This is a genomic window from Flavihumibacter stibioxidans (assembly GCF_014332695.1).
Classification (GTDB): Bacteria; Bacteroidota; Bacteroidia; order Chitinophagales; family Chitinophagaceae; genus Flavihumibacter; species Flavihumibacter stibioxidans.
On record NZ_MBUA01000001.1, the window covers coordinates 425,213 to 438,070 of the forward strand.

10 protein-coding genes are annotated in these 12,858 nt (G+C 42.0%); 6 read left to right on the forward strand and 4 right to left on the reverse strand.

Annotated features, from left to right (window positions below):
- Positions 1–86 precede the first annotated feature (86 nt).
- The 3 genes from BC349_RS01785 to BC349_RS01795 all read left to right on the forward strand — a co-directional run bounded on the left by BC349_RS01785 (position 87) and on the right by BC349_RS01795 (position 4,610).
- Positions 87–593 (forward strand): MarR family winged helix-turn-helix transcriptional regulator, encoded by a 507-nt coding sequence (locus BC349_RS01785; RefSeq protein ID WP_222840048.1) that lies wholly within the window; start codon positions 87–89, stop codon positions 591–593.
- A 273-nt stretch (positions 594–866) separates the two neighbouring features.
- Positions 867–3,956: an N-6 DNA methylase gene (locus tag BC349_RS01790; RefSeq protein ID WP_187255040.1), complete on the forward strand. Its 3,090-nt coding sequence runs from the start codon at positions 867–869 to the stop codon at positions 3,954–3,956.
- A complete protein-coding gene (locus BC349_RS01795) occupies positions 3,957–4,610 on the forward strand; it encodes a hypothetical protein (RefSeq protein ID WP_187255041.1) in 654 nt (217 codons plus the stop codon).
- 73 nt (positions 4,611–4,683) lie between these two features.
- Here BC349_RS01795 and BC349_RS01800 read toward each other — a convergent pair whose 3' ends face one another.
- Positions 4,684–5,784, reverse strand: coding sequence for a PDDEXK nuclease domain-containing protein (locus tag BC349_RS01800; protein ID WP_187255042.1), 1,101 nt, complete (start codon positions 5,782–5,784; stop codon positions 4,684–4,686).
- Between the two features lie 251 nt (positions 5,785–6,035).
- Here BC349_RS01800 and BC349_RS01805 point away from each other — a divergent pair, with 251 nt between their 5' ends.
- On the forward strand, positions 6,036–6,911 hold the full coding sequence (locus tag BC349_RS01805) for a dienelactone hydrolase family protein (RefSeq protein WP_187255043.1): 876 nt from the start codon (positions 6,036–6,038) through the stop codon (positions 6,909–6,911).
- A 34-nt stretch (positions 6,912–6,945) separates the two neighbouring features.
- On the opposite strand, the gene BC349_RS01810 is transcribed toward BC349_RS01805, so the two are convergent.
- Positions 6,946–8,682: a phytoene desaturase family protein gene (locus BC349_RS01810; RefSeq protein WP_187255044.1), complete on the reverse strand. Its 1,737-nt coding sequence runs from the start codon at positions 8,680–8,682 to the stop codon at positions 6,946–6,948.
- A gap of 75 nt (positions 8,683–8,757) precedes the next feature.
- Here BC349_RS01810 and BC349_RS01815 point away from each other — a divergent pair, with 75 nt between their 5' ends.
- A complete protein-coding gene (locus tag BC349_RS01815; protein WP_187255045.1) occupies positions 8,758–9,000 on the forward strand; it encodes an acyl carrier protein in 243 nt (80 codons plus the stop codon).
- A gap of 1 nt (position 9,001) precedes the next feature.
- On the opposite strand, the gene BC349_RS01820 is transcribed toward BC349_RS01815, so the two are convergent.
- Positions 9,002–9,439 carry a DoxX family membrane protein gene (locus BC349_RS01820; RefSeq protein WP_187255046.1) on the reverse strand — a complete coding sequence of 146 codons (438 nt, stop codon included), beginning with the start codon at positions 9,437–9,439 and terminating at the stop codon, positions 9,002–9,004.
- Between the two features lie 108 nt (positions 9,440–9,547).
- Positions 9,548–11,965 carry a phosphoenolpyruvate synthase gene (gene ppsA, locus BC349_RS01825; RefSeq protein ID WP_187255047.1) on the reverse strand — a complete coding sequence of 806 codons (2,418 nt, stop codon included), beginning with the start codon at positions 11,963–11,965 and terminating at the stop codon, positions 9,548–9,550.
- Positions 11,966–12,175: 210 nt separating this feature from the next.
- On the opposite strand from ppsA, the gene BC349_RS01830 reads away from it, so the two are divergent.
- The gene (locus tag BC349_RS01830; RefSeq protein WP_187255048.1) at positions 12,176–12,772 is read left to right on the forward strand and encodes a c-type cytochrome; all 597 of its coding nucleotides are present in this window, start codon (positions 12,176–12,178) and stop codon (positions 12,770–12,772) included.
- The last annotated feature ends 86 nt before the right edge of the window (positions 12,773–12,858 follow it).

Below are 12,858 nucleotides of genomic sequence, written 5' to 3' on the forward strand. Positions count from 1 at the left end.
CGGTCTTTAACTTAAAAGAACAAAACGCAAACCTCGATAGCAAGATTGTTGTCGGGTTGGAACGGCTATCACAGGTATTCAGGATATTGTTATGGGAAAAGGCAAAACAACATCGATTAAGCCCTATACAAATTCAATTGCTCATTTTTATAAAGCACCACTCTGCCGATAAATCCACCATCAGTTACCTGGCACAGGAATTTAATGTAACCAAGCCCACCATCAGTGATGCTATAAAAGTGCTGGAGCAAAAAAAGATGATTAAGAAACTGGCCGATGAAGTGGATACCCGGAGTTACACCATTCAGCTAACTGCTGCAGGAAAAAGTATCGTATCCGATACAGAACATTTTGTAAATCCCGTTACAGAAATTATAGTTGACTTTAACCTGCCTGAAAAATTAATGCTATGGCAAAACATAACAAAGCTTATAACCCAACTCCATCAATCAGGGGCCATCAGTGTACAACGTACCTGCCATTACTGTAAACATTTCTCCACAAAAAACGAAGCTCCTTACTGCAGATTATTAGAGCAAAAACTGCTACCGCAGGATGTCAGAATTGATTGTGCTGAGTTTGAGGTGGTTTAGTTATTTTTTAATACTTCTAATACTTTCCATGTTCAGCAACAGCAGGTGCTGGATAATTATTACCGTGAAGATGGATATTAAGAGGCTGATTGGGGAGGAAGTAAGGAGGTTGAAGGCGGAGAAGGGTGATAAATAGTTGAAAAATTGATGCTTGCTGTCCATTTAATTGACCTCTAAACCCTTGTAATCCATTATTTTTGACCAAAGAATGATGAAATACTAATTATTTTAGTATTTTTGAACTAAACCAATTACTCTCAGGCTTATAAACTTATGACTCCAAAGGAATTCTATATTGATTTTGATTTCACAGAGGTTCAAAATGTGCGTAAAGAAAACCTCTCTTCCGATTTGGAAGAAATAAGTTATTTAGGGGTTGATAAGGTTTATTTGTCCGGTGATTATCCTGCTATTTTATTTAAAGAAATAAATCATTTCGATGAAGGTACATTAAAAGACATTGCCCGGATTCAACACCTATGTTGGAATTATCGAAAAGTTATTTTTTTATTTATTTTATCCAAAACAGAAATTAGAATTTATAACTGCTCTAAAAAACCGTTCAATTACGAAAATACAAGCCTTAAATTATCTGATGAATTAGAAAAGTTAGAAATCATTCGTTCTGATTTTGATAATTTGAAAGCACTTCATAACATCAAAGAACTATTTTCCAGGGTTGCTGTTGATTGCGGCCTTCTATGGACTACGGAAAACAAACTAAGAGATAAGATTTCATTACAGGAAAGAATTGATAAATATTTGGTTAAATCACTTTTGAATGCTGCAAAGCAGCTTAAGAAATTAGAATTATCAGACGAAGTCATTCATAGTTTATTGATGCGTTCTATTTTCATTATGTATTTAGAAGATAAGGGGGCAGCAAAAGAAACCAATTTATATAAAAAAATATTGCCTGGTGCTATCAGCTATATTGATATTCTTGCAGACAAAGATTCCACCTATTCAATTTTTGAAAAAGTGGAAGACCACTTTAATGGTAATGTATTTCCATTAATACCTGGAGAAAAGAAGACGGTTACAGAAAAACATCTTGATGTAATAAAAAAATGCCTTTTTGATGGTGATTTAACTGGTACACCAAAATTGTTTAATGAATGGAGACTCTTCCGGTTTGATATAATTCAAATTGAATTACTAAGTGAAATCTATGAGCATTTTCTGGAAGAGTTTAAAGAAAGTCAAAAAGAAAAAGCAGGGCAGTATTACACTCCACCATCTTTAGTGGAATTAATACTGAATGAAAAACTAAAATTTAAAAACGAAACCCAGTGGCAATTTAAAATCCTTGACCCAGCTTGCGGTTCAGGAATTTTCTTGGTTGAAAGCTTCAAGCGGTTAGTTAAACGATGGAAGAATGCTCACCCTGGTCAACAAATAAGTTTTGGTGATTTAAGAGAAATTCTTGAAAAAAATATTTTTGGGATTGAATATGACCGATTGGCAATCAGGGTTACAGCTTTCAGTTTATATCTAGCAATGCTGGAACATTTAAACCCGAGAACTCTATGGATTGATAAGCGATATAGATTTCCTTATTTAATTTTCGACCCGAAAGATAAAGCCTTAAAAAAACAAGGCAATAATTTACTCAGACAAGATAGTATTGGTGAGGTGGCGGCAGATTGTTTTGGCGATATTGATTTAGTGGTAGGAAATCCTCCGTTTGGTTCTAAAATTGACCTCCCTTCTATTAAGGATTACTGCACCAAAAATGACTTTGGGCAAGATATGGTAATTCCTTTTTTACATAAATCAATCAGTTTTGCTCCAAGGGGTTCAATAGCTTTGATATTTAATACCAAGATTTTAACCAATAAGGAAGGTACATTTAAAAATTTTAGAAGGTGGTTATTTAATGACACCTATGTCGAAAAGGTTTACAACTTCTCAATATTTAGAAAGACACCGAAAACATTTGGGGGGCAACTTTTTTCCTCTGCTGTAGGCCCTGTTAGCATTGCATTTTATCAAAGTAAACTGCCACAAAAACAAAGTGCTACTATTGAATACTGGGCTCCTAAAACTTATGTGAAAAGCAGTTTGACAGAAGGAGTAATAATTGATTCTACAGATATAAAATTTCTTCCAAGAAATGAGTGCCAGAACCCCTCTACACAAATTTGGAAGATTGCTATGTGGGGAACATTGGAGGATTTTAATTTGATTACCAAGTTAGAAAAGCTGTCAACCCTCTCTGACCTGTTTAAGGAAAAAAAACTTAGTAAAGGGCTTGGATTGCAATTTATGGACAGCACAACAGAGAGGCCTATTCGTAACGAAGAGATTTCCAAACTTCCATATTTGAAACCAGAAAACATTAAGCGATACTTTACTTCACGAAATGAGTTTAGCAAGTTGATTGATGATGTAACAGAAGCCTCAGCCCTTATATACAAAAAATTCTATAAAATTCAGGGAAATAATCCTTTAAAAGAAATCAAAGACTTCAGGAGACTAAATAAAAAGGAAGTATTTTATTCACCCCACTTAGTAATTAAAAAAGGATTAAGTGATAAAAAATTATGTGCCTCATACCTTGATAAAAACTGCACTTTCAATAGCAAGGTTTTAGGTGTTGCAGGAGGCTCAAAACAACTTCTGCAATCTATCGCATCAATTGTTAATTCGACTTTAGCAACATATTATCTCTTTCTTATTTCATCTTCCATAGGAATTGAAAGAGAAGAAATTCAAACAAATGAGGTTTATAGCTTACCCATAAACTATGATGAGAAAATCTACGAGCAATTAGCAGAAAAGTCAGACGAAATAAAAACCCGGATAACGGAAAATTTTCCAATGAACATTGATATTTCTGATTTGGAAAAAGATATCAATGGTATTGTTTTTAATCTTTTTTCTTTATCGGCTAAAGAACGCATCTTAGTAGATGATTTTATCAACACAGGCGTTAGTCTTTTATTTGATGGGCATAAATCATCAGCACTAAAGTCCATTACGGGAACAGAAAACAAGGCTTATGGAACTACAATTTGTACAGAGTTAAACGAATACCTCTCTTCAGAAAAACTGATTGTTAATTCTTCCGTTTTTGAAATTCGAAAAGGAATTCCTTTAAATATTGTAAAATTAACTTTTGATAAAAAGAAGAAGGAAGTAGAATCATTTGGTTCGGAAGTCTACGAAGCGTATCTATCTGCAATAAATAAATATACTCTCAAAGCATTAGCAAAGAACATTTATATTCAAAAGCAAATAAAATATTATGATGGGAATGACATTTACATAATCAAACCAAATCAAAAAAGATTTTGGAGCAGTTCAATGGCCATAAATGATGCCAGGGAATTAGTGAGTGAAATCTTGAAAATGTCATAAATGAACGGCAAGCTAAACCAAGATATAATAAATCAATTCAAACTAAAATTCGAAGGTAATTGCATTTACCTTCTATTGGACGCCTATAATTCTCTCCGAAACTCAAATCGTAAAGTAAGTGAAGAAAGTGAAAATAATATAACGGCACAGTTGATTGGATTTATGATGGAAAGCCAACTCAGGTTAGATTTGCAAATCACTTTAACAAGGGAAAACTATCTTGATACAGATGAAACTTATGATGGCCTGAAAGATGCAGACAAATCTCCACGAATTGATTTTAAATATTCTGTATGGAGTTCAAATGCTGAATTCGAATATTATATGGAAGCTAAAAATTTAGCGGAAAATAACTGGACTAAAAACTCAACAGGAGCAATTGTGGATGCTTATAAACTCAGGAAAAGATATATTGAAACGGGAATAGATAATTTTACCAGTGGCAGATATTCTAATGGTTGCCTTCTTGGTTATGTATTAGAAGGCAAGAGTCATAAAATAGTTGAGCTACTAAATCGAATACTTATTACTGAAAAGAGAGCTAAAGAGATATTGGTTAATAATAAGGCTCACAATGTTAGTTACAGTTACTACTCAAAACATGACGGAACTTCAAACCCTTTGTTGAAACATTTCATGCTTGATTTATCCTGATGCCATTCTAACCAACCAATGAAAGGATTGCAACGATGATGCCATGAAATACTGAAGCTGGTATCAAAAAAAATCACTCCAATAACTTCCCCAACTCATCCGTATCAGGCAATATCCCGTTCATTTGCACCGGTGCTTGTTTACTGGTTTTATAAGTAGCCACACCCATTGCTTTGTCAAAACTCTTAATGGCAAACTCAACAACCGTATTATTTTTCTCCTTGCAAAGCACAATACCAATACTGCTGTTTTCTTGCTGCAGTTTTACTTTTTCATCCAGTACATTCAGGTAAAAATTAAGCTGCCCTGCATCTGCAGGCTTAAATTTTCCTTTCTTCAGTTCAAAAGCCACCAGGCATTGGAGGTGGCGGTTAAAAAACAGCAGGTCAATAAAAAATTCATCACCATCCACTTCCAGCCTATATTGGTTGCCAATAAAGCAAAAGCCTTTACCCATCTGCAAAATAAAGTTGCGGATGTTTAAAACCACCTGCTGTTCAATATGGCGTTCATCATCCAGTTCATCACCGGCAATAAAATCCAGCAGGTATTCATCTTTAAATACTTTTAGTGCAGAGGGCTTCAGGGTCTCCGCCAAAGTGGCATCAAAATTGTTGGGCAGTTTCCCTTCCTTACCAAACAGGTTATTTTCAATATGATGTTCCAGCACCGTCAGCGACCAAAAATTTGCCGCCGTAGACTGGATATAGAAAATCCGGGCTTCCCAAGCCTTTACTTTAGTGATAATAGTAAAATGATGTGAGAAGCTGATGCCCGTAAAAGCCTCATAAAAGGCCTTATTTTCAATTAGGTTCGACAGTGTCGAACTAATTGAAAAAACCTCACTGGGGTCAGCCAGCCCTAATTGGTTCGACGGCGTCGAACCAATTACCAGATGGGGTGCATAAGCCTCCGCAAACAGCCTTATTTTCTTCAGGTTTCCCGACGAAAAACCTTTTAGTCCAGGCAGTTCCTTTTGCAGGTCTGCTGAAATCTGGTCAAGTACTTTAGCACCCCATTTCTGAGCCTTTATCTTCTCCGAAATCATCACCCCGGTTTTAAAGTACAACATCAGTTGCTCCCTGTTGGCCAACCTGGCTGCCACATACCGGCTTTGTACAATTTGCCTTTTAATAGACTGTATAAATTCAGTATAGCCTTTATCAATTTTCATTCTTCACAATTTTATCGTTTTTAAACTGCTTAAAATCAGGCACTAAAAAAGACCTGCAAAATTCTTATGCAGTCATAAGATTCGCAAGTCTCGTTAAATCAGGTATAAAGTGGTTCGAGAATTGTACAGTTTGGGGCACGTAAAAAGGTTGTAATTCATTGAATTACAACCTTTTTCTTTTACACTCACTGTCCCCAACTTTTTATCGTAAATTATGTTATAGGTTTTCTCTTTCATCAAAGCCAATTATCATGTTCAAACTCATCATTACAGGATTCGGTTTACTGCTGACCACTTTAGGTCTGATCAAGCCTTCTCCGACGGCACACCTGAAAAACGCGGTGTATTGCCACCCCGATGCAGCAATTAATGGTCCTGCCACTGGCATGGAAGCTTTCGCAAATGACCCTGCCTTCCAGGCCCTCCACCCTTCGCCACTCCTCATCAACTACAAAGGCAATGGAGACATGATCAGTTTTCCTACTCCCGATGGCAACAATGCCAGCGGCTACCTGGTGAAGGCAAAAAAGAAATCAGACAAATGGCTCTTTGTTTACCAGGAATGGTGGGGATTGAATGACCATATCAAAAAAATGGCGGATGTGTTTTATACTGACCTGGGTGGCGATGTGAATGTGCTTGCACTGGATATGTACGATGGCAAGTCAACATCCGATCCAAAGGAGGCAGGACAAATCATGCAGGGGCGCGACCAGAATCGCCTTCAGAATATCGTGAAAGGAGCCTACCAGCATGCCGGCAAAAAGGCAAAAGTTGCCAATGTGGGCTGGTGTTTCGGCGGTGGCTGGTCTCTTCGTTCTGCACTGATCGGTGGCAGGAACAATGTTGGTTCCGTCATTTATTATGGTATGCCGGTACGTGATGTAGAGCAATTGAAAACCCTTAACAGCGATGTGCTGGGACTCTTTGCCACTGAGCAGTATATTTCAAAAGAAATCATTGAGGACTTTGCCGCAAAGATGAAGGAAGCCAATAAAAAGCTGGAATACAAAATATTCGACGCGGTTCATGGTTTCTCCAATCCCAGCAATCCCAAATACGACGAAGAAAAAAGTAAGGAGGCTTATGGTATGGCCCTGGCTTACCTGAAGCAAAAATTCAGTTAATCGTTCGTCGCGGTTTTGAAAAACACCGGGGAAATTAACCGGCGTCAGTTATTTCTGTTACAGGTTCCTGAGCAGCCCTTGCACTGGCCCTTTGGGCAGGGGTTGGTACAGGTACCCAGGGTTTTTCGCTTTGCCTGAAACAGCCCGATGCCTGCAATTTTTCTAAAGACGCCTTCCCGTCCATATAATCTGCCAGCAGCCGGAACGCCTCAGGTTTTTCCTTTCTCAGTACCAGCAGGCTCGCATTGGTGCCGGCTTTAACGGCAATGGGAACACCGCCGCCCAGTTCTGCCCAATGGCCGCCCAGGATCAGGTTCTTCACCGGTGTCTGGTAATGCGCAATATTATTCTGCATATTTTCCTTTCCCGGCCTGGCGCCCATCATGGTGCCATTTTTATTGCCGGTATAACGCCAATGAGTAACCGGAGTTGCCACTTCATAAAAAAGGATATGCGACCTCAGTCCGGGCGCAACCTTCTCCTCCACCCTTTTCAGTAGCTTTTCGGCGATCTCTGTTTTTAGTTTCTTATACGCTTCACCCCTCACATAATTCCCGTTTTCATCCCTGGTAGTCATCCATTCTCTTTCATACTCCATATTGGCCGGCATATAGATGGTAAGGGTTCCCTGGTGTTCAGGCGCCAGTGATTTATCACGTACCGTTGCTGCCAGGATATTGACTTCAACGGTATCCGGATTGCCATTGGAATAGGCTGCATGTGGCAGGTTCTCATCAATAAGGTGTACCATTTCTTCATTGAAGCCCAGTGCTTCTGCAGGGCAATCCAGGGCAATGGAAAGGGTTACTGATGAACTGTAAAGTTCGGCACTGCGCAATTTTTTCTTCAGCTTTTCAGGTATAATATCGGCGGGCAGCATTTTTTCGTACAGGGTCTCAATATCACAGGCCGCGATCACATACTTGCTTTTCAACTCGCAGGATTTTTTGCGGTGCTCAAACCGAACGCCTACGCTGGTATTATTCTCAACCATTATTGAACTCACCCTGCTTTGGAACAAAACAGTACTGCCAAATGACTCTATATTATGCTGCAGCCATTTGGGGATCATCTGACTTCCACCATGCGGCGGGCTCTGGAAATCGCCGTAATACGCCCAGCCGATCGGCACAAAACAGCCGATCAATTCTGACTCGGCGGAAAAAATCCGCTGTAATCCAGGATCCCTGAAAAACTTGCTGAGACCTTTTTTCACGCCTTTATCGCCCTTATACATAACATAGGGTATAAAGGGAAGTACGAATTTCAGCATGCCCCACTTCGATTTTATTTTTTCCCAGGTGGTCATGGTTTCACCGGAACGGAATACACTGTTGAAATGTTTGAAGGATTTACCGATCTTTTTGGCGCTGGCAAAAAATTTCAACAGACCTTCCTTCTCATGCGGGAACTCAGCGATCAGCTGGTTGCGAAGTTCATCGGGATTATTTGTCAGCAGGTAACTGTAGTTGTTACCCTTCATCAGCCTGATTCTCTTTTGGGGGATGGCAACCGGATAGTCTTTCCCGATCACATCGAAAATCCGGCAGATCATACCGCCTGGTCCATATTGGTTGAGCCAGTGGATGGCTGTATCAAATAGGAAATTCTTCCTGCGAAACCCGGCCAGGTAACCACCCGCATGAGGTTCCTTCTCCAACACACAAACGGAGAGCCCCGCCTTGCTCAAAATGGCTGCGGCAGTTAACCCACCTGCACCTGCGCCAATTACAATCACATCATAGGAACTGTTTAAATCTGGTTTCAGCATGCGAGGAAATTACTAAACAGTTGGCATTAGTTGTACATTTGAGTAGGATATTATCTTAAAATAACGCCATTCGTTATGACAGAGACCGAAATCATTGAAAAAATAAATAAGTTCCTGGTGGAAGAATTTGAGGTAGATGCCGACAAGATAACTCCGGATGCCAAATTGAAGGAAACACTGGAACTGGACAGCCTGGATTATATCGACCTGGCTGTAGTGATAGAACATAACCTGCACTTCAAGGTTAAACCGGAGGATTTTACCCGTCTGGTAACAGTTCAGGATTTTTACAATTTTGCCATGGCGCACACCGATTAAATCATCGCCCGGTTTTATCATCCGTTTTTATAATCCATTGGCCATCGCCCGCAACCAGGAAATACACCAATAGCAGTAAAACCACTAAGGATACAATCAATTCAGGAAAGGGCCGCCATAGCTCCCTGGAAGAATTGACAAAGAAAATTGCGCCCAGTACAATCGGAATTTGAATGAGACTGGCAATGCGGGTGTATGCACCCAGGACCAACAGGATGCCTCCCAGCAAATGAGCCACAAAAATATAGTGTCCCAATACAACCATTGCAAACTCCGGCATGGGAAGATTGGCATCCACACGTGCCAGCAATTCGCTCATGTTGTAAACGAACTGCACCCCTTTTATGCAAAGGAAGATTCCCAGTGCTATCCGAATAATGTCCATCCAGCGGGGATGATGCCTGTCACCCCATAATTCAACGCGGTGTAGGAGATTCATATAGCTTGCTTTAAGGTGAATAGAAAGAACTCACCTGAATATACGAAATCTTCCGTACATAACCTGAACTACCTTCAGGGTGGACCCGGGAAATGTCACCCGTTGCTTTCACCCGTCGGGTGCCACCCGTCGGGTCGCACCCGACGGGTGAAGTTTTTCCGCAGCAAGGATGTTTTCAATCCCCTTCAGAACGGCATCGGGGTTGAATGAAATGCTGGAAATGCCCTCTTCCACAAGGAATTGTGCAAACTCGGGGTAATCACTTGGGGCCTGCCCGCAGAGACCCACCGGCCGGCCGGCCTTCCGGCCCCTGCGGATCATATCAGCGATCATCGCCATCGGAGCAGGATTGAGTTCACTGAACAGGTCGCTGATGATAGCCGAATCGCGGTCTATGCCAAGGGTTAGCTGCGTTAGATCATTGGAACCAATTGAAAAGCCATCAAAGAGTTCAGCAAAGGATTCTGCCATCAGGACATTACTCGGGATCTCGGCCATCATATATATTTCAAGGCTGGGATCCGCCTGCCTGTCGAGGCCATCTTCTTTCATTACCTGCAGAACCTTTTTGCCTTCCTCAACCGTGCGGCAGAACGGAATCATCACTTTGGTATTGATCAGGCCCATCTCTTCCCGTACTTTTTTTACCGCCAGGCATTCCAGCCTGAATCCGTCGCGGTACATGGGGTGGTAATATCTCGAAGCCCCCCTGAATCCCAGCATGGGGTTCTCTTCCAGTGGTTCAAAAGCTGTTCCGCCCAGCAGTCCGGCATATTCGTTGGTCTTGAAATCACTCATTCGCAGGATCACCGGCCTGGGGTAAAATGCTGCAGCAATGGTGGCAATTCCCTCTGCCAGCTTATCAATAAAATAGGCCGGCTTATCGGTATATCCGCAGGTCAGGTTGGTGATTACCTGTTTCACCGTTTCATCCTTTACTTTATCAAACTGGAGGAGTGCCATCGGGTGAATCTTCACCGAGTGGGTAATGATAAATTCCATGCGCATCAATCCCACCCCATTATTCGGATAAAAAGAAAGGGAAAATGCCTTTTCAGGGTCACCAACGATCAGCATAACCTCTGTTCTTTCCGGCAGACTGAATGTGGAACAATCTATCTCTTTTGCACTGACCGGCAGAATACCATCATATATAAACCCGGTCTTACCCTCACAACATGACACTGTTATTTCCTGCCCGTCTTTCAATGCATCGGTAATATTTCCGCATCCGACTACCGCAGGCACACCCAACTCACGTGCAACAATAGACGCGTGACTGGTACGGCCACCTTTATTGGTTATTATGGCTGCTGCCTTTTTAAGGATCGGGTCCCAGTCGGGGCTGGTGAGGTTAGTGACCAGAATTTCCCCGGCAGCCAGCTTATCCGACTGAGCGGGACTATCCAGCAGCCTGACCTTACCGGTAGCCACTGCTGATCCCACCGCCTGGCCGGAACCCAGCCTGGTTCCTTTTTTTCCAATAGTGTACTCGGTGATCAGGGCATTATTTTTCCTGCTCTGGACAGTTTCTGGCCTTGCCTGCAGGATATACAACAGCCCGTCATTGCCATCTTTGGCCCATTCGATATCCATTGGCCTGCCATAAAGGTCCTCAATATTCAGGCACCAATTACCCAGCTCATTGATCTCCTCATTGGTCAGTACAAATTTCCTCCGCAGGTCTGATGGCGTTTTTCGGTTAGTGGTGGATGTTACCCCTTCGGCGTTTTTTTCATACACCATCATCCATTCCTTATCACCCATTCTTCTTTGCAGAATAGCATTCTTCCCCTGCCGAAGCGTGGGTTTAAAGAGGAGAAATTCATCGGGGTTGACTATACCCTGCACAATGTTTTCACCAAGTCCCCATACACCGCTCAGGTGAATCAGGTCGCGGAAACCTGATTCAGGTTCCAGAGTAAAGGCAACACCTGAAGAGGCAAGATCGGCGTGAACCATTTTTTGTACTCCGGCACTAAGGGCCACCTGTGAATGCGGAAAGGAATTGTACTCGCGGTATTTGATCGCACGGTCTGTGTACATAGATGCAAAGCAGTTTTGCACGGCTTCAACCACCGCATTTTCGCCGCTGATATGAAGGTAGGATTCATGCTGCCCGGCGAAACTCGCTTCGGGCAGGTCTTCCGCCGTTGCACTACTACGGACCGCCACTTCCCTTGCACCTTCCCCAACCAGTTCACTGTAGGCTGAACGAATCTGGTCGGCCAGGTCTCGCGGCATTTTGGCACTATGAAACAATTCCCTGATGGCGGCACCTGTTTCCACCAGGTTGGAATAAGATGGTCTTTCCAGTTTTTCCAGCAGGGCAGAAATCGGTTCTTCAAGACCGTTAGTTGACAAAAAATACCTGAAAGCCGCTGCCGTGGTTGCAAATCCATCCGGAATTCGAATATTGACATTCGTAAGGCTGCGAATCATTTCACCAAGTGAAGCGTTTTTACCGCCAACTTTCCCCAAATCCGTGCGACTGATCTGCCTGAAAGGAAGGATAAAGTTTTCCATTTCCCTGTTTTTCACAATTTAACGCATCCTGTGAACAGGTCAACTGAGTGCAGTCAGGATAAAATATGAGTAAGCTCACACCAGAAAAAACCGCCTTCATCCCTGAAAAAACACAATTCATCCTAAAAGCATATGCAGCACCTGGGAGCTTACCTAACTTGCGCCTGAATTAAACCTTATAAGTCAACCTAAAAAACAGCAAGGAACATTATGAAAAAAATCATGCTGACAGCAGCCGGATTGACCGTGGTAATGGCAATTGCCCTGGTAGCGTGCAAGGAAGCACCTGCCAATGAAAAAACCACCGTTGAAACCGCTGCTGTACCATCCAAAGAAGATATGATCAAAAGAGGTGAGTACCTGGTGAATACCATCGGGTGCGATGATTGTCATACACCGAAAAAATTCGGACCACAGGGGCCTGCTCCTGATATGGAAAACCGTTTCGCCGGCCACCTTTCCACCAGGCCTGCCATGCAGGTTGTGGAAGAAGCTATGAAAAAAGGATGGGTATTGATGGGCCCGGAACTGACCATGGCAGTTGGTCCCTGGGGCACTTCCTATGCAGCCAATATCAGTTCTGATTCCACCGGCATTGGTAACTGGACAGAAGAACAATTTTTCAAGGCAATGAGGGAAGGTAAATACAAGGGACTTGACAACAGCAGGCCTTTGTTGCCGCCGATGCCCTGGTTCAATTTTGCCAAATTGAATGATGAAGACATGAAGGCCATGTTCGCTTTCCTGAAATCAACCAAGCCGGTTAACAACGTAGTACCGGCACCAAAAGCACCTGGTGTTTTATAAGTAATCCATTTGTCTTATTGTATCTGAAAGCCCCTTAACCGGGGCTTTTTTCAATTGCTGCCATGTTGTTTTTATCAGGCAGCCCT